Source organism: Providencia vermicola (genome assembly GCF_010748935.1).
Taxonomy (GTDB): Bacteria; Pseudomonadota; Gammaproteobacteria; order Enterobacterales; family Enterobacteriaceae; genus Providencia; species Providencia zhejiangensis.
The window spans coordinates 1,050,609-1,069,851 of the sequence record NZ_CP048796.1 but is presented as its reverse complement, the minus strand read 5'-3'; the positions used below and the strand labels follow the sequence as shown (position 1 = coordinate 1,069,851).

Sequence of the window (19,243 nt, the reverse complement as noted above, 5' to 3'; positions counted from 1 at the left end):
CTTAGGTATAAAAGGAATAAAGAATGAATATGAAACTACTCGCTATTGCTATTAGCTTGGGATTAACTGTACCAACAATAACCTTAGCTAATACAAACTCTCTATCAATAGAACAACGTTTAGCCCTATTAGAACAACGAACCCTTGCAGCTGAAAAAAGAGCCGAACTTGCTGAACAAAAAGCTGCCCATTTAGAAAATGTATTAAAGAATAATACTACGATTAGTCAACCAACTAATGACCAACAAATAGTGACTAAAAAAACACCTGAAGCGCCTAATTTAATTGAAACCAATAGTCAATATGGAACCCTTAAGTTGTATGGTGATGTCGAATTTAATACAGATATTGCTAGTAAAAAAGGACAACTTACTTCAATTAATACCCAAGCAGGAAAAGACAAAGATTTTGGTGACTATGATAAATGGGGAATCAATGGACGAATTCTAATCGGTTTAGATGGTGAACGAGTATTAGATAATAAAAACTATGCGGGTTTTTCTGTCCAACCTCTCGCTAAAATTGATGGAGATGTGAGCTTAGATGATGCTGAATTTCATTTTGGTAAAAAAGAGAGTTGGCAAATAAAGCTCGGTCGCTATGAAGCCTATGATATGTTCCCATTAAATCAAGATACCTTTGTTGAGTATTCAGGCAATACCGCCAATGACACCTATAGCGATGGGTTTGGCTACATTTATATGATGAAAGAAGGTCGAGGAAGAACCAATAGCGGCGGCAGCATGATGTTTAATACGAAATATGACAATTGGTATTTCGAAACAAACCTGCTTATTGAAGATGGTACCAGTATCTTTAGCAATAGTGAGTACCACGGACGAAAACTGATTAATAAAAAGAATGTTGTCTATGTCCGTCCTGTTATCGCTTGGGAAAAAGATAGCTTTAAAATTGCTGCTGCGCTAGAAAGCAATATCGTGAATAATGCCTATGGTTATGAAGATAAAAACACAGGCCAATTTAAAGATCAGTCTAAACGCAATGGCTATGGCTTAACATTGGGCTGGAATAATTTAAAAAATGATCCAACCAATGGCTTGACGATAAATTGGAATACCGCCTATTTAGATGCCAGTCATGAAACTGATTTTACGACAGGTGCAAATATTCTATGGCGTCGTTTACAGTTAGGGTATATCTACGCTCATAATGACATCAAATCCTATGCATTAAATTATGATAACAATATTGATAATGAAGTCATCTTTGGTCCTGGCAAATATGATATTCATACCCTTTATACCTCTTATGAGTTACCGGATATACTTGATATGAATAATTTTAAAATTTATATCGGGGCATACTATTCAGTCATTGATGGAAAAGATATTGAAGTGAAAAATAGCGACAAAGATCGTTACGGCACAAGAGTGAGATTTAAATACTTATTCTAGAATAGATTAATGATGATATTGAGTGGCTAATTTAGTAGTCAGCCACTCAATATATTGATATCGCTTAACCTTCATGAAGCCCACATTCTCTCTTTAAACCAAAGAAGCGGGTTTCTTCTTCACTCATACCCGGTTCCCATTTTCGAGTGGTGTGGGTATCCCCCACGGACAAATATCCTTGTTCCCACAATGGATGATAAGGTAGGTTATGCTGTGTCAGATACTCATGTACTTGCCGATTATTCCAATCAATAACAGGTAAGACTTTAAATATCCCTTTACCTATATTCAATACCGGCAACATAGCACGACTCGCCGACTGCTCTCTACGTAATCCAGAAAACCAGCTTTGTGCTTTCAATTCCTGCAAAGCACGGTTCATCGGCTCAACTTTATTGATTTGATTATATTGCTCGATTCCTGATAGTCCTTGTTCCCATAAGCGCCCATAAACAGCCTCTTGCCAAGCAGGAGACAATGGCGAACGGTAAACATGCAAATTTAACCTCAGCCTTTCCGTCAATTCCTCAATAAAACGATAGGTTTCAGGGAAAAGATACCCTGTATCGGTGAGGATCACTGGAATATCAGGAATGACTTGAGTGACCATATGTAGCGTTAAAGCGGCTTGTATTCCAAAACTCGATGACAATACAAACGCTGTAGGTAAATGGTTCATTGCCCATTCGATTCGTTTGATAGCATCATATTTTTCTAACTGGGTATTAAATGCAGATAAATACTCGTCTTGTTCTGCTTTGTCTAATTTTAATACCTCAGCGAGTTCAAGCTGGCTCATACGGCCTCCTTAACCTCATAGAAATCAACCGCAGAGTTCAGCACCGGCTTCACCACATCCGTGCGTATTAAGAAATCACCAAATCCTTCTTGTGCTTGACGCCCTCTAGCCCAATCACCAATCAAGGTATCTAAAAGAGATAAAATTTCGGCTGAACTAATGTTTTCACGATACATACGAGGAATGCGAGTACCAATCCGGTTTCCCCCTAAATGTAAATTGTATCTGTCGAGTGCTTTACCCACGAGCCCAACTTCCGCCAGCATTGCTCGACCACATCCATTTGGGCACCCCGTAACGCGTAAAACAATATGCTCATCACCAATGCCGTGTGATTGCATGATTTTTTCAACCTCAGTAACAAATTCAGGTAAAAAACGCTCGGCCTCTGCCATCGCCAGTGGACACGTTGGGAAAGAAACACAAGCCATTGAGTTTTCACGCTGCGCAGTCACTTCTGCACTCATCAAACCATGTTCACGGGCAATCGCCTCAATACGGGCTTTTTCCGTTTCAGGTACACCAGCAACAATTAAATTTTGGTTTGCCGTTAAACGAAAATCCCCTTGATGAATTTTTGCAATTTCTGCTATACCTGTCTTTAAGGGCTTATTAGGTAAATCAATCAGGCGGCCATTTTCAATAAATAACGTTAAATGCCAATGATTATCTATCCCTTTTAGCCAACCAATTTGATCACCACGTTGAGTAAATTGATAAGGCCTAATGGTTTCAAATGTCACTCCCGAACGCCGTTCTACTTCTTGCTTAAATGTTTCTACACCAACCCGTTCAAGAGTGTATTTTGTTTTGGCGTTTTTACGTTCAGTACGATTTCCCCAGTCGCGCTGAGTCGTCACAATCGCTTCCGCAACAGCTAACGTATCCTTCAAATAAATAAACCCGAACTCACTGGCTAACCGTGGAAAAGTCGCTGTATCACCATGAGTCATGGCTAGGCCACCACCAACCAGTACGTTAAAACCGATAAGCTCACCATTTTCAGCGATCGCCACAAAGTTCATGTCGTTAGCATGTAGATCTACATCATTTAAGGGTGGGATCACTACCGATGTTTTGAATTTTCTCGGTAAATAGGTTTTCCCTAATATAGGCTCTTCATCTGTGGTTGCGACTTTCTCTTTATCAAGCCAAATCTCCGCATAAGCATTGGTTTTAGGCAATAGATGCTCCGATATTTTTTTTGCCCATTCATACGCCTGCTGATGCAACTCAGACTGCACAGGGTTAGATGTACATAACACATTACGGTTGACATCATTGGCCGTTGCTAAAGCATCCAACCCGACGTGATGTAACATCTGATGCGCTGGCTTGACATCCCCTTTTAAAATGCCATGAAATTGAAAGGTCTGCCGATTAGTAATACGCACGCTACCGTACAACGTATGTTCAGAGGCGAATCTATCGATGTCCAACCATTGCTTTGGCGTAATAATTCCACCTGGTAATCGGCAGCGTAGCATCATCGCATGGCGAGGTTCTAATTTTTGCTCCGCCCGTTCCGCGCGAATATCGCGATCATCTTGCTGATACATACCGTGGAAGCGAATGAGCAGAAAGTTATCCCCCTCAAAACCCCCACTCAGCCCATTTTTAAGGTCTTCTTTGATAGTTCCACGCAGATAATGACTATTATTTTTCATACGCTCACTATCAGCCAGTTTGCCTTCTACGACCAAAGGCCCGTATTTTTTATCGCTCATTAGTAGACATCCCTCTGATACCGGCGCTCTACGCGCAGCTCACTCAAAAACTCATCTGCCGATTCACTATCCATGTTGCCGTATTGGCTAATAATATCCAACAACGCATGTTCCACATCACGTGCCATGTGATTCGCATCGCCGCAGACGTAAATATGTGCGCCATCTTCAATCCAGCGCCATACCTCTTCCCCTTGTTCGCGTAACTTATCCTGTACATAAACTTTTTGGGCTTGATCTCGAGACCAAGCTAATGAAATGTTGGTCAATAAGCCATCTTTGACATAGCGCTGCCATTCCACTTGATAGAGAAAATCTTCAACAAAGTGAGGATTACCAAAAAACAACCAGTTTTTACCTGTCGCTTGTTCATTATCACGTTGCTGCATAAAGGCTCTAAATGGAGCGATACCGGTTCCTGGGCCTATCATAATGACAGGTTTCGAGGTGTCAGCTGGAAGGCGAAAGTTATCATTATGTTCAATGAATATACGTACCTCGTCACCTTCTTTAAGGCGATCAGCTAAAAAACCAGAAGCGCCACCCGTACGAGCTCGTCCATCAATGTCATAACGTACAACCCCTACAGTGACATGTACTTCATCCTCTGTTTCAGCTTGTGAAGAGGCAATTGAATACAGTCTTGGAGTAATCGGCCGAAGAATATCAACAAACTCTTGGGCTGTCGGCTGAGAAGCAGCCTGCCTAACCATATCAACAATAGGGGTTGTCTGAGCGTAATGTAACAGTGCTTGTTTATCGCTGATCAAACCAAGTAATGCATCGTCTTTTGCTAAATTGGCATATTTTTCAACAATTAGATGTGTGTTTTGAGTCAGTTCTAAATGGTGTATCAATGCATCACGTAATGGATATGATTGTTCAGCCACCTGAACTGGTTCATCACCTGTCAGCCATAATAAGCCTATCAATTCATCGACAAGGGCTGAATCATTATCGAACCACACACCGAGAGCATCTCCCGGTTGATAACGTAACCCTGAATCGCCAAGGTCGATTTCAATATGACGAACATCTTTTAGCGATCCACGCCCAGTAATTTTTTGATTGACGAGTAATGACGCGGTCAGAGGCGCTGTCTTTGTATAAGGCGATGAATGTATTTCATCAACACTGCCCGCTTGGGTTACCACCAATTGCTGATCACTTTGCGTAGGCACTCGCTCTTTAAGGCGCTGCGTCAAATCCTCAATCCATGCTTCAGCGATGGATTGATACTCGACATCGGCATCAATCCTCTCAAGCAATGATGTCGCGCCTAATTGCGATAATTGAGTATCAAAATCTTTCCCTGCTTGGCAAAACTTTTCATAAGAAGAATCACCTAAAGCAAAAACAGCATATACCGTACCACTCAAATTGGGTGCCTTTTTAGAATGCAAGTACTTATATAAAGCAACCGCTTCTTCGGCTGGCTCTCCCTCTCCTTGAGTTGATGCTACGACGACTAACACTTTTTCTTGTGAGATTTGTTTAAATTTATAATCTCCCGCGTTAACTAAGTTGACATTCAGTTTTTCACTTATGAGTCGTTCTCTCAGTTGCTCAGACAAACGTCGAGCATTCCCTGTTTGTGAAGCTGAAATAATCGTAATAGTTTCATCTTGTGGTACTTCAGCACTCATAGGCACGTTAGTGACTGTATTTTGATTAACCATTCCCCACAAATAACCAGACAACCAAGCGAGTTGGTGAGATGAAAAGTCATCGACAGCCGTCTGCAAACGTGAAAGTTGTTCCACCGATATTGGCAATGCCGATATGGGAGACTGTTTTTTTGTCATTATTCTATAACCCCAGAGTTGCTTATCTAAAATTACTACCCCGATAGTTTGTCAGGTTATAACACCCTTGCTAAACGGGATAAGAAACGATCGCCATAACTAATAGCTAAAAAGCCTAATGAAAATAGCTAGTGAATCATACTCATAAAAATGGTTAGCAATAATTCGATAAAATAAGATGCTCCGAGCACAAATTTCAGTAGAATACACTGCGTTTTGATTTATACGGAGTTGGTTATGAGAACAAGTATCTATAAAGATTTTCATTTTGAAGCAGCCCATAGGCTTCCTTATGTTCCTGAAGGTCACAAATGCGGGCGCCTCCATGGACATTCTTTCATGGTGAGACTAGAGCTCACAGGTGAAATCGATGAGAAAACAGGCTGGCTAATTGATTTTAGTGATGTTAAAGAAGCGTTTAAGCCAATTTTAGATCAGCTCGATCACTATTATTTAAATGATATTGAAGGCCTCGAAAACCCAACCAGTGAAGTCTTGGCAAGTTGGATTTGGCATAAAACCAAACCCCTATTACCTTTATTAAGCGCCGTAACGGTGAAAGAAACCTGTAATGCTGGATGTATTTATCGCGGCGAATAGTCATTCACTGATATGCCGTGAACATCGCGGCACATCAGGCGATATTGAGATATTTGTGTGTTTGAATGGAAAGTCGCCAATTTCGCGCAATACAGGTATCAATACATAGCTTAGTGGCTGCGCTTTTTTGGCTAATCGGCTGTAACGCAACAACCGCAGCACTTTTTTCTGTGCGTTTTGATAATAAATTATCCAACTCTTCAATATCTTTTTCACGCGCAACTGGATGCTTGATTTCATTCGCTCGATTGATTGACTCCGTCAGTACCTGTAACCCACCTTTCATAGCCACTTTTGGCGACACCGTCACCCAGGTTTGACTGGAACATTGAATAGGATACGTACCACTGGTTTCAATTTGACATTGATAACCTTGGTTTTCTAATTCCGTCGTCAGAGGTACGAGGTCATAAATACATGGCTCGCCACCCGTAATGACAATATGTTTTGCCGTATACCCTTGCTTATGCATAAGAGCAATCAATTCATGGCTATTGGCTAACGACCATGAATCTGTATCCATCGTTTTCACGACGATATCGCCAAGTGTTGTTTCTTTGTCAGCGTCTTTATCCCAAGTATGTTTTGTATCACACCAGCTACATCCCACAGGACAGCCTTGTAAGCGAATAAATACGGCGGGAACGCCAGTAAACACACCTTCCCCTTGTAACGTTTGAAAAATTTCATTAATTGGGTATTTCATAATTCTCTCTAGCATTGTCAGCTTCATGCGTATTATATACCCTAACGCATGCAAGTTGCATGCGGACGACAACGAGAATGTCCCATTCAACTGCACGCGTTATTCGTTCAAAATCTTTTCGCCTCGTGAACTTCATATAATTTGGTGTATGGCGCGTATATTGCAAGATATCTATCCCGCGAACCATACGCTTTATGGTAATGTAATCAGCTTGGTTTCAACAAAGTGCATCTAATAGAGAAAAAACCGGAACAATATTCGGTAATTTTAAGACAGGAAACAAAATGCAAAGTAGTAAAACAAATCAACTCAGAAAGGGATTGAGTGTCAGACACATTCGCTTTATGGCTTTAGGGTCAGCGATTGGTACCGGCCTGTTTTATGGTTCTGCGTCAGCAATACAAGCAGCAGGCCCAGCCGTTTTAATTGCTTATATGATTGGTGGGGCCGCCGTTTTTATGGTCATGCGCGCGCTCGGTGAAATGGCTGTTCATAACCCTGTTCCAGGCTCATTCTCCCACTATGCAAGCCATTATATGGGCCCACTAGCTGGCTTTTTAACTGGTTGGAACTATGTTTTCGAAATGCTTGTTGTCTGCCTAGCGGATATCACCGCTTTCGGTATGTATATGGGCTTTTGGTTCCCGCATGTAGACCAATGGATATGGGTGCTAAGCATTGTGTTATTTATTGGTGCACTAAACCTATGCCACGTTAAAATATTCGGCGAGCTAGAATTCTGGTTATCCATCGTGAAAGTCACGGCGATCATTGCAATGATTGTCGGTGGTGCGTTCTTAATGTTTTATGGTTTTGGCAAAGAAACTGACCATGCTGTTGGTATTCAAAACCTCTGGGAACACGGGGGTTTCATGCCGAATGGCATCGCGGGTGTCATCGCTTCTTTAGCTATTGTCATGTTTGCATTTGGTGGTATTGAAGTCATTGGTATCACAGCAAGTGAAGCACAAAACCCAGAAAAAACCATCCCGAAGGCAATCAATGCCGTGCCGATTCGTATCTTGTTATTCTATGGATTAACACTCTTTATTTTAATGTGCATCTACCCATGGAACCAAATCGGGCAAAATGGCAGTCCATTCGTACAAATTTTTTCTAGCTTAAATATTACTTCTGCTGCCAACATACTTAATATCGTGGTGATTACCGCGGCGATTTCCGCCATTAACAGTGATATTTTTGGTGCGGGTCGAATGATGTATGGTATGGCTCAAGATAAACAAGCCCCAAGAGTTTTCACTAAACTCACCCGCAATGGTGTACCTTGGGTGACCGTGCTTGTGATGTCCGTTGTCATGCTCCTCGGTGTCTATCTAAATTACCTTCTACCTGAGCGAATTTTCGTGATTATTGCGTCAATTGCGACTTTTGCAACTGTCTGGGTATGGTTAATGATCTTGCTTTCACAAGTTGCGATGCGCCGACAAATGAGCAAAGAAGACGTTAAGAAACTTAAATTCCCAGTGCCATTCTGGCCAATAGGTCCTGCAATAACAATTGCATTTATGGTATTTGTTATCGCATTACTTGGCTTCTTTAAAGAAACACAAGTGGCTTTACTGGTTGGCTGTATTTGGGTTGTAATACTCACTGTCGCCTATTTTATTATGCGTTCATTCCAACATAACCAAACAAATAACAATTAACCATAGCGCATTAAATAGAACACAACATCAAATAACGCCCCTGCTAAACTTCAGGGGCGTTTTATTTTAACTTTCTAATTGCAGAGCTTGATCAAGGTCTGCTATCAAATCATTAACGTCTTCCAACCCAATCGATAATCTAATTAAGCCATCACTAATACCATAAAATAACCGTTCTTCAGGTGTATACGTCGAATGAGTCATACTGGCGGGATGCTGTGCTAGAGATTCACAATCCCCTAAACTTACAGCCCGAGAAAACAGATTTAAGCGGTTTAAAAAACGCTTACCTGATTCAATCCCACCTTTTATTTCGCATGCTATCATCCCACCTGGCAGCTTCATCTGCCGGCAGGCCAATTCATACTGTTTAAAGCTATTTAAACCAGGGTAGACCACAAACTCAATCTGCGGATGGGATTCTAAATATTGTGCGATTCGCTGAGCATTTTTCACTATACGCTCCATGCGAATAGGTAACGTTTTCATCCCGCGTATAATCAAACTCGCATCATGTGGCGATAAACATGCCCCTGTCATATCTTTTAAGCCAACTAACCTAATTTGTTTGGCTATCTCTTTTGTCGTAATCACTGCGCCAGCGACGACATCACCATGGCCACTCATGTACTTAGTCAGCGAGTGAATAACAATATCAACACCTAATGTTATTGGCTTTTGTAAGTAAGGGGTACAATACGTATTATCCACGACGACCATGATATTATTTTTTTTAGCTAGCTCACTGACGGCTTTTATATCCACTAAACGCATATCAGGGTTAGCGGGTGATTCAAAGAATATCATGCGCGTATTTTCGCTGATTGATTGCGCTACAGTTTCAAGGTTGCTCATATCAATATGACGCACATGAACACCAAATCGTTCCAATCCGTGATGAAAGAAAGAATAAGTGCAACCATAAACAGTCATATCGACCAACAATTCATCCCCAGGATTCATTAAAGACCAAAAAGTTGACGTAATGGCCCCCATACCTGAAGAAAACACAATCGCGGCTTCTCCCTCTTCTAAATCAGCAATTCTCTTTTCTAATAAATCTAAGGTTGGGTTATTAATTCTTGTGTAGATAAAACCTTCTTTCTCACCACTAAAACAAGCTGCTCCCTCTTCTGCATCTTTAAACGAATAGGTTGCAGTTTGGTATATAGGTGGTATTAATGAACCTTTATTTTCCCTCTGGTTATAAAAGCTGTGTATTATACGAGTATCAAATGCATTTTTTGTATCTAAGCTCATACCACTCTCCTAAAATTACTTGTCACTGGATTGAGGTATCCTAGACCCCATAATCTGCAAGGTCCTTAATAGGATGCTCACTCCCCGTAATGTATTTGGATCTTTTAATAAGCTATAAACCGAACGAAAACTTTGATCTTTATTATCATAAATAGCTTCCATCTTAGCCATGTTATACGCTGTTCCTAACTCCCAAACCGGCGTTAACGTGTCTTCAAATGAATTAGCTAATTTTTCAACTGTGCCTAAATCGAGAATATCCACAAGGTCAGACAGTAAAGACAACAGGTCAACAATATTGTCCAAACGTTTTAAATGTAGAAGTGGTGAAATTTTTTCAGCTAAATGATCCGCAGACTCTGAATTAAGTAATTCAATAAGTTTCGCTTGTGTATTTTCATTTGACATCATCATGACCCTCCTACACTAATCCACGAATAGCAGCCCAATAAATTCCCCTATTGAAACCATTTCGGAGCAATCCCCCCACTTTAGTCGCAGGTATCGGCAACACATCATGTTTATAGTCGTACTGTAAAGGCATCCCTGCATTTAACCCCATTTGTGCAACAGCTTGAACTCGGCCGTCATAAATTGCCGCTGGGTAACCGTAAGTCAATTCGCCAACGATATTATCAGCGATAATTGCAGCCTGATTATGGCAGCTACCACCCGCCTTACTTATGGGTAAATCAACAGTGTCACCAATAACATAGACACCTTCCGTACCGTAAACTTGTAGCGTTTCATGATCAGTTGGCAACCAACCTTCACCATTATTATGTTCACTTAAACCTGTATTCACGACGGCTTCTACCGCAGTAATTGGCGGCGTACTAATTAAAATATCAAAAGGCTGTTCATCACCTTCTTTTGAATAAGCGACCTTTTTATCTGGGTCAACTTTACTTAAAGTAAAGCCACGTTGAGATTTAATATTCTTTATATTAAAAATTTCAGGAATCGCTTCACAAACAGGTTGTTGAAGGAAAAGACAATTACGTAATAATTGAGATACTGTAGGGTAAGTATAGACAATCTCAATATTATCTCTCACACGCCGCTTACGTAAAAATTCATCTAGCATAAGCGTTGTTTCCATGGGCGCAATACCGCATTGATGAGGGACATTCGGTGTTTCAGGAAAAGATACCGTTATAAAAATCCGACCTTTTTCAATTTTAGATAATTGATCGGCTAATTTTCTCGCGGGATCATAAGCATAAAAATGATGACCTATTTCTTTTAATCCTTCAATTCTATCCGGTCTAGGAACACATCCTGTTGCAATAACAAGATAATCATAATTTAAAACTTTACCACTACGTGATTTTAACTCTTTATTTTTAAAATCAAATGCATCGATTTTATCGATAACCAAATCTATTTCTGGCCTTAATAATGAACGCTCATGACGACTTAGCTCATCTTTAAAAAACAAATTAAATGCTATATACATAAAGGCAGGTTTGTAATAATGAATAGGATTATCAGTAACTAATGTTATTTTTATTTTCTTAGCAAAAATATCGCTATTTAATTTCCTAGCTAAAATGTTGGCTAACATTGTACCACCTGTCCCACCACCAACTATTATGATATTTTTCATATTATTAACCACCTATATTTAAATAGTTTTTAAATAGACAGCGTATGACTAAGTAAATATAGCTGATATTCAATAATTCGCCACTCATATATTTGGCAATTAATGTTAATTTAAAAAATATATATTAATCACAATGATAAATATATCAACCGATGGAGAATCAATTTAATTATAATTAATCATATAATTTATCACTTAATGAAATAATAATATTCTTTTTTAGATTTGTTTATTACCCCCTCTGTAACGACCAACAATTTAACAATGAAATAATACATCTTATAAAATTTTTTCATCTCCAATATTATGGATAATAAGATAGTGTTACTTATCTATTGCTCTATACATCTCTTTATAATCGCAATATGCCGTTAATCCCTATCTCAAATATCAATAGCCAAATCGTCTCTGTATTGGCAGTAATTGGTTTAATGATACCTTTACGATAAAAGATTCGAGATGCAACAATGAACGGGATGGGGGAGCTATTTTTTGCTCTTATCAATATTAACTTGGCTATTACTAACCGGTTTCTTAATCGGGGTAACGAGTCTATCGAGAAAAGTGCTATAAAGAAGAGTTGAAGATATTAAACTCCCTTCTGCATAATAAGAATACCACTAAAGTATAAGGTGAAAATAACAATTAGAAAAAGAGACGGTTAACGCCAATAAAACTAAACGAGTTCAAATTGAGTTATAATCGGGTTATGGTCGGAAGCATCGGTATTTGTAACGTAGCTATCCTTTACCTTCAGCCCTCTATAAAATAAATAATCTAAAGGTCTTCCAAAGGCTTTAGTTCGTTGGTCATGATCATAGCCAACTTCTTTTAACCCAACACTCCTCACAAAGCGTTTTAATGCATTCACTCTTTGCCGACTCCAAGCATTAAAGTCACCAGCTAGCAATACAGGACCAACATGTTTAGCAATGTGGTCACCTAATTTACTTAATTGTCGTGTGTAAACATCGACCCCAAAACTAAAGTTAATCGCATGTACATTCGCTACCATCAGATGCTTTCCATTCGGCAGCGGATACACCGTTATTAATGCAGATTTTGCTAAACGCAATAAAGGCTCTTTTTCTCGTAGTGGACAACAATATATAGGATGAGAAGTCGCAAGTGTCATTACGCCAGCAGGATGCGGAGAGAAAGGCAAAGCAGGCACTTGGTCTGCAATTAATTGATGCGATGCCGCAAATGAAACAAGCTCTGGGGACATTTGTGCTTCTTGCAGTAGGATCAGCTTTTTACCTTTAACAAGCTCATCTAGCACAATCTTCCAATTTGGACGTTGCTGCTTATAAATATTCCATGTCAGAACATCTAAGGTTTCACCTGCTGCAAATAAAGGTAATCCGACGGGTAGTGATTCTCCTAACATATGTACAGGCATGGGTTGGATACGTTTAGCGGGTTGACCTGCAATATATCTAACAGAATAGGTTCTTTTCGCCACGTTTTAAATCCCTACAAAAATGAGAAGTTAACCGTATTCTAACAAGTTTAGAAACGACATGGCTTGTAGTATATCAAAGCTATCATGTTATATCTTATGAAGTTAAGACTAACCCCCCTTATAATGACTGTATACTAACCATTTTTGAGTGCTTTATAGAATATTACAAGATGCCTCTTTATCATTCACTATAACGGCTAAATAAGGAAAGCATGAGCAAAGAAATTGCAGAGCAAAACTGATTTTACAAATAGTAAAAAGCCCCGTGAGAAATCTCACGGGGCTTAATAAGTGGCGGAACGGACGGGACTCGAACCCGCGACCCCCTGCGTGACAGGCAGGTATTCTAACCAACTGAACTACCGCTCCACTATTCTTTCGCCTAACGGCTGCTTATCGCTTCGCAATAAGTCTTTAATTTAATGTCTGGCAGTTCCCTACTCTCACATGGGGAGACCCCACACTACCATCGGCGCTACGGCGTTTCACTGCTGAGTTCGGCATGGGGTCAGGTGGGACCACCGCGCTATTGCCGCCAGACAAATTCGGTTTTCGTTCCCGTCGGCTTACACCAACCAGAACAGCAATCTTGAACAAGCTAATTTCTCGCACTCTGCGTGCGCTTCACAACGTTCTCTCTAAAACACCTTCGGTGTTGTCAGGTTAAGCCTCACGGTTCATTAGTACTGGTTAGCTCAACGTATCGCTACGCTTACACACCCAGCCTATCAACGTCTTAGTCTTAAACGTTCCTTTAGGACCCTTAAAGAGTCAGGGAAGACTCATCTCAAGGCAAGTTTCCCGCTTAGATGCTTTCAGCGGTTATCTCTTCCGCACTTAGCTACCGGGCAGTGCCATTGGCATGACAACCCGAACACCAGTGGTGCGTCCACTCCGGTCCTCTCGTACTAGGAGCAGCCCCTTTCAATCTTCCAACGCCCACGGCAGATAGGGACCGAACTGTCTCACGACGTTCTAAACCCAGCTCGCGTACCACTTTAAATGGCGAACAGCCATACCCTTGGGACCTACTTCAGCCCCAGGATGTGATGAGCCGACATCGAGGTGCCAAACACCGCCGTCGATATGAACTCTTGGGCGGTATCAGCCTGTTATCCCCGGAGTACCTTTTATCCGTTGAGCGATGGCCCTTCCATTCAGAACCACCGGATCACTAAGACCTACTTTCGTACCTGCTCGAGCCGTCACTCTCGCAGTCAAGCTGGCTTATGCCTTTGCACTAACCGCATGATGTCCGACCATGCTTAGCCAACCTTCGTGCTCCTCCGTTACTCTTTGGGAGGAGACCGCCCCAGTCAAACTACCCACCAGACACTGTCCGCACCCCAGATGATGGGGCCACGTTAGAACATCAAACATTAAAGGGTGGTATTTCAAGGTTGGCTCCATGCAGACTGGCGTCCACACTTCAAAGCCTCCCACCTATCCTACACATCAAGGCTCAATGTTCAGTGTCAAGCTATAGTAAAGGTTCACGGGGTCTTTCCGTCTTGCCGCGGGTACACTGCATCTTCACAGCGAGTTCAATTTCACTGAGTCTCGGGTGGAGACAGCCTGGCCATCATTACGCCATTCGTGCAGGTCGGAACTTACCCGACAAGGAATTTCGCTACCTTAGGACCGTTATAGTTACGGCCGCCGTTTACTGGGGCTTCGATCAAGAGCTTCTCCTTACGGATAACCCCATCAATTAACCTTCCAGCACCGGGCAGGCGTCACACCGTATACGTCCACTTTCGTGTTTGCACAGTGCTGTGTTTTTAATAAACAGTTGCAGCCAGCTGGTATCTGCGACTGGCTTCAGCTCCATCCGCGAGGGACTTCACCTAGCGCCAGCGTGCCTTCTCCCGAAGTTACGGCACCATTTTGCCTAGTTCCTTCACCCGAGTTCTCTCAAGCGCCTGAGTATTCTCTACCTGACCACCTGTGTCGGTTTGGGGTACGATTAATGATAATCTAGAGCTTAGAGGCTTTTCCTGGAAGCGGGGCATGAGCTACTTCGCCACCGTAGTGACTCGTCATCAGACCTCAGCATGTAGTGAACCGGATTTGCCTAATTCACCTGCCTACATCCTTAAACCGGGACAACCGTCGCCCGGCCAGCCTAGCCTTCTCCGTCCCCCCATCGCAATTATCACCAGTACAGGAATATTAACCTGTTTCCCATCGACTACGCATTTCTGCCTCGCCTTAGGGGTCGACTCACCCTGCCCCGATTAACGTTGGACAGGAACCCTTGGTCTTCCGGCGTGCGGGTTTTTCACCCGCATTATCGTTACTTATGTCAGCATTCGCACTTCTGATACCTCCAGCATGCCTCGCAGCACACCTTCACAGGCTTACAGAACGCTCCCCTACCCAACAACATTTACATGTCGCTGCCGCAGCTTCGGTGCATGGTTTAGCCCCGTTACATCTTCCGCGCAGGCCGACTCGACCAGTGAGCTATTACGCTTTCTTTAAATGATGGCTGCTTCTAAGCCAACATCCTGGCTGTCTGAGCCTTCCCACTTCGTTTCCCACTTAACCATGACTTTGGGACCTTAGCTGGCGGTCTGGGTTGTTTCCCTCTTCACGACGAACGTTAGCACCCGCCGTGTGTCTCCCGTGATAACATTCTTCGGTATTCGTAGTTTGCATCGGGTTGGTAAGTCGGGATGACCCCCTAGCCGAAACAGTGCTCTACCCCCGAAGATGAGTTCACGAGGCGCTACCTAAATAGCTTTCGGGGAGAACCAGCTATCTCCCGGTTTGATTGGCCTTTCACCCCCAGCCACAAGTCATCCGCTAATTTTTCAACATTAGTCGGTTCGGTCCTCCAGTTAGTGTTACCCAACCTTCAACCTGCCCATGGCTAGATCACCGGGTTTCGGGTCTATACCCTGCAACTTAATCGCCCAGTTAAGACTCGGTTTCCCTACGGCTCCCCTATACGGTTAACCTTGCTACAGAATATAAGTCGCTGACCCATTATACAAAAGGTACGCAGTCACCCCATCCTCAAATGTCCCGCTTGTCTTTGCGGCCAATCTTGCCCGATTTTTTAACTTCCGCTGCTCGTGTACTTCTATGTACACTGCGCTGCGGCTTGAAAAAATCAGCCAATCTTGTTTGCAAATCCTGCGCTGTTCTTGTGGTGGTTGTTTAAACCCTCACTCAATTGCCGAGGCACTTGAGTGATGGGGCTCCCACTGCTTGTACGTACACGGTTTCAGGTTCTATTTCACTCCCCTCGCCGGGGTTCTTTTCGCCTTTCCCTCACGGTACTGGTTCACTATCGGTCAATCAGGAGTATTTAGCCTTGGAGGATGGTCCCCCCATATTCAGACAGGATAACACGTGTCCCGCCCTACTCGTCGAGTTCACAACACCAACACCTTCGGATACGGGGCTATCACCCTTTACTGCCGGACTTTCCAGACCGTTCTCCTGATGCTGATGCTGATTAAGACTCTGGGCTGCTCCCCGTTCGCTCGCCGCTACTAGGGGAATCTCGGTTGATTTCTTTTCCTCGAGGTACTGAGATGTTTCAGTTCCCTCGGTTCGCCTCGTTTGACTATGGATTCATCAAACGATAGTGCAACGAATTGCACTGGGTTTCCCCATTCGGACATCGTCGGCTATAGCGGTTCATATCACCTTACCGACGCTTTTCGCAGATTAGCACGTCCTTCATCGCCTCTGATTGCCTAGGCATCCACCGTGTACGCTTAGTCGCTTAACCTCACAACCCGAAGGTGTCTTTTCGTGTCGTTCTGACCGGTAATGGCTGCGCGTGGTGAACTTCTGCGTTGGGCAGTGCTCGCAATGCTCACGTACCAATGTACGCTGCGCTTGCTGTGCGCTGTCCGCCTTGAATTTCACACTGCTCGCTCATTACAGTTGCCATCATGACAAAACAGCATTCGCGTTGAGATTTTTGAGAGACTCTCACATTGTTTAAGCGATAAACAATGTGCGTTGTTTCAATTTTCAGCTTGTTCCAGATTGTTAAAGAGCATAATTATTCGCAATAGACTATAACTAATCTATTCTGAATAATTCAAAAGTATTATGGTGGAGCTAAGCGGGATCGAACCGCTGACCTCCTGCGTGCAAGGCAGGCGCTCTCCCAGCTGAGCTATAGCCCCATAACAGGTTTAACAGTATCGTCTTTTCTTTAATCAAGAAATTAAAAGCCAAATCGAATTTAGACAAGGCATAACTTGGCGACGTTTACGCGGGTAAACGAGCTAAGTTATAACGCAGTATTAATTCGATTTTGGTAGGCCTGAGTGGACTTGAACCACCGACCTCACCCTTATCAGGGGTGCGCTCTAACCACCTGAGCTACAAGCCTATTGATACCGTTGACTCTATTTCATCAGACAATCTGTGTGAACACTTCACAAAACACTTCAATGGTAAGGAGGTGATCCAACCGCAGGTTCCCCTACGGTTACCTTGTTACGACTTCACCCCAGTCATGGATCACAAAGTGGTAAGCGCCCTCCCGAAGGTTAAGCTACCTACTTCTTTTGCAACCCACTCCCATGGTGTGACGGGCGGTGTGTACAAGGCCCGGGAACGTATTCACCGTAGCATTCTGATCTACGATTACTAGCGATTCCGACTTCATGGAGTCGAGTTGCAGACTCCAATCCGGACTACGACGTACTTTATGAGTTCCGCTTGCTCTCGCGAGGTCGCTTCTCTTTGTATACGCCATTGTAGCACGTGTGTAGCCCTACTCGTAAGGGCCATGATGACTTGACGTCATCCCCACCTTCCTCCGGTTTATCACCGGCAGTCTCCTTTGAGTTCCCGACCGAATCGCTGGCAACAAAGGATAAGGGTTGCGCTCGTTGCGGGACTTAACCCAACATTTCACAACACGAGCTGACGACAGCCATGCAGCACCTGTCTCAGAGTTCCCGAAGGCACCAAAGCATCTCTGCTAAGTTCTCTGGATGTCAAGAGTAGGTAAGGTTCTTCGCGTTGCATCGAATTAAACCACATGCTCCACCGCTTGTGCGGGCCCCCGTCAATTCATTTGAGTTTTAACCTTGCGGCCGTACTCCCCAGGCGGTCGATTTAACGCGTTAGCTCCGGAAGCCACGCCTCAAGGGCACAACCTCCAAATCGACATCGTTTACAGCGTGGACTACCAGGGTATCTAATCCTGTTTGCTCCCCACGCTTTCGCACCTGAGCGTCAGTCTTTGTCCAGGGGGCCGCCTTCGCCACCGGTATTCCTCCACATCTCTACGCATTTCACCGCTACACATGGAATTCTACCCCCCTCTACAAGACTCTAGCTGACCAGTCTTAGATGCCATTCCCAGGTTAAGCCCGGGGATTTCACATCTAACTTAATCAACCGCCTGCGTGCGCTTTACGCCCAGTAATTCCGATTAACGCTTGCACCCTCCGTATTACCGCGGCTGCTGGCACGGAGTTAGCCGGTGCTTCTTCTGTCGGTAACGTCAATCGTTGATGATATTAGCATCAACGCCTTCCTCCCGACTGAAAGTACTTTACAACCCTAGGGCCTTCTTCATACACGCGGCATGGCTGCATCAGGCTTGCGCCCATTGTGCAATATTCCCCACTGCTGCCTCCCGTAGGAGTCTGGGCCGTGTCTCAGTCCCAGTGTGGCTGATCATCCTCTCAGACCAGCTAGGGATCGTCGCCTAGGTGAGCCATTACCCCACCTACTAGCTAATCCCATATGGGTTCATCCGATAGCGCAAGGCCCGAAGGTCCCCTGCTTTGCTCCTTAGAGATTATGCGGTATTAGCCACCGTTTCCAGTAGTTATCCCCCTCTATCGGGCAGATCCCCATACATTACTCACCCGTCCGCCGCTCGTCAGCGAGAAGCAAGCCTCCCCTGTTACCGCTCGACTTGCATGTGTTAGGCCTGCCGCCAGCGTTCAATCTGAGCCATGATCAAACTCTTCAATTAAAAGTAGTCTGATGCTCAAAGAATTAAACTGTTTATCAATTCGCTTCTGTTCGGCTAACATTGTCGGCTTCGCTCCGCTTTCCTCGCCGTACCTCAGTACTGTCTCGGAAATGCTCACTCGCCTTCGCGTTATCCTTCCACAATCGAATTGCACATTGTTAGTTCATATATGAATTAACGTGTTAGTCACTCTTCAAGACTTAAAATCAAATATTTTTTTGATAG

General features: G+C 43.3%; 11 protein-coding genes, 3 tRNA genes and 3 rRNA genes. 3 read left to right on the top strand and 14 right to left on the bottom strand.

Features of this window, described 5'->3' with window-relative positions; genetic code table 11:
• The first annotated feature begins 23 nt into the window (after positions 1-23).
• Positions 24-1,415 carry a carbohydrate porin gene (locus G3341_RS04570; protein WP_163860780.1) on the top strand — a complete coding sequence of 464 codons (1,392 nt, stop codon included), beginning with the start codon at positions 24-26 and terminating at the stop codon, positions 1,413-1,415.
• A gap of 64 nt (positions 1,416-1,479) precedes the next feature.
• Here the strand turns inward: G3341_RS04570 and G3341_RS04565 are convergent, their stop codons facing one another.
• From G3341_RS04565 to cysJ, 3 genes are read right to left on the bottom strand one after another with little or no spacing between them, the layout of a single operon-like run.
• Positions 1,480-2,214: a phosphoadenylyl-sulfate reductase gene (locus tag G3341_RS04565; RefSeq protein ID WP_163860779.1), complete on the bottom strand. Its 735-nt coding sequence runs from the start codon at positions 2,212-2,214 to the stop codon at positions 1,480-1,482.
• A complete protein-coding gene (gene cysI / locus G3341_RS04560) occupies positions 2,211-3,941 on the bottom strand; it encodes an assimilatory sulfite reductase (NADPH) hemoprotein subunit (RefSeq protein WP_163860778.1) in 1,731 nt (576 codons plus the stop codon). Before cysI ends, G3341_RS04565 begins: the two co-directional genes overlap by 4 nt.
• Positions 3,941-5,746 carry an NADPH-dependent assimilatory sulfite reductase flavoprotein subunit gene (cysJ, locus tag G3341_RS04555; protein ID WP_154623484.1) on the bottom strand — a complete coding sequence of 602 codons (1,806 nt, stop codon included), beginning with the start codon at positions 5,744-5,746 and terminating at the stop codon, positions 3,941-3,943. Before cysJ ends, cysI begins: the two co-directional genes overlap by 1 nt.
• A gap of 237 nt (positions 5,747-5,983) precedes the next feature.
• Between cysJ and queD the strand changes: the two genes are divergently transcribed.
• Positions 5,984-6,346 carry a 6-carboxytetrahydropterin synthase QueD gene (queD, locus tag G3341_RS04550; protein WP_154623485.1) on the top strand — a complete coding sequence of 121 codons (363 nt, stop codon included), beginning with the start codon at positions 5,984-5,986 and terminating at the stop codon, positions 6,344-6,346.
• A gap of 34 nt (positions 6,347-6,380) precedes the next feature.
• On the opposite strand, the gene queE is transcribed toward queD, so the two are convergent.
• Positions 6,381-7,052: a 7-carboxy-7-deazaguanine synthase QueE gene (queE, locus tag G3341_RS04545; RefSeq protein WP_154623486.1), complete on the bottom strand. Its 672-nt coding sequence runs from the start codon at positions 7,050-7,052 to the stop codon at positions 6,381-6,383.
• A 284-nt stretch (positions 7,053-7,336) separates the two neighbouring features.
• Between queE and G3341_RS04540 the strand changes: the two genes are divergently transcribed.
• Positions 7,337-8,719, top strand: a complete 1,383-nt coding sequence (locus G3341_RS04540; RefSeq protein WP_154623487.1) for an amino acid permease — start codon at positions 7,337-7,339, stop codon at positions 8,717-8,719.
• 66 nt (positions 8,720-8,785) lie between these two features.
• Here the strand turns inward: G3341_RS04540 and megL are convergent, their stop codons facing one another.
• The 10 genes from megL to G3341_RS04490 form a co-directional block, all read right to left on the bottom strand.
• On the bottom strand, positions 8,786-9,979 hold the full coding sequence (gene megL, locus G3341_RS04535) for a methionine gamma-lyase (RefSeq protein ID WP_163860777.1): 1,194 nt from the start codon (positions 9,977-9,979) through the stop codon (positions 8,786-8,788).
• Positions 9,980-9,994: 15 nt separating this feature from the next.
• The gene (locus tag G3341_RS04530) at positions 9,995-10,387 is read right to left on the bottom strand and encodes a hypothetical protein (protein WP_154623490.1); all 393 of its coding nucleotides are present in this window, start codon (positions 10,385-10,387) and stop codon (positions 9,995-9,997) included.
• 13 nt (positions 10,388-10,400) lie between these two features.
• Positions 10,401-11,588, bottom strand: coding sequence for an NAD(P)/FAD-dependent oxidoreductase (locus G3341_RS04525; protein WP_154635562.1), 1,188 nt, complete (start codon positions 11,586-11,588; stop codon positions 10,401-10,403).
• 676 nt (positions 11,589-12,264) lie between these two features.
• Positions 12,265-13,053 (bottom strand): endonuclease/exonuclease/phosphatase family protein, encoded by a 789-nt coding sequence (locus G3341_RS04520; RefSeq protein ID WP_163860776.1) that lies wholly within the window; start codon positions 13,051-13,053, stop codon positions 12,265-12,267.
• A 292-nt stretch (positions 13,054-13,345) separates the two neighbouring features.
• Positions 13,346-13,422: transfer RNA gene (locus tag G3341_RS04515), tRNA-Asp, on the bottom strand.
• Between the two features lie 55 nt (positions 13,423-13,477).
• Positions 13,478-13,593: ribosomal RNA gene (gene rrf / locus G3341_RS04510) — 5S ribosomal RNA — on the bottom strand.
• 119 nt (positions 13,594-13,712) lie between these two features.
• Positions 13,713-16,798 (bottom strand): 23S ribosomal RNA (locus G3341_RS04505).
• Between the two features lie 330 nt (positions 16,799-17,128).
• Positions 17,129-17,204 (bottom strand) — tRNA-Ala (locus tag G3341_RS04500).
• 132 nt (positions 17,205-17,336) lie between these two features.
• A tRNA-Ile gene (locus tag G3341_RS04495) sits at positions 17,337-17,413 on the bottom strand.
• Positions 17,414-17,478: 65 nt separating this feature from the next.
• Positions 17,479-19,018: ribosomal RNA gene (locus G3341_RS04490) — 16S ribosomal RNA — on the bottom strand.
• The 16S, 23S and 5S rRNA genes sit together here with 3 tRNA genes alongside, the layout of an rRNA operon.
• Positions 19,019-19,243 lie beyond the last annotated feature (225 nt).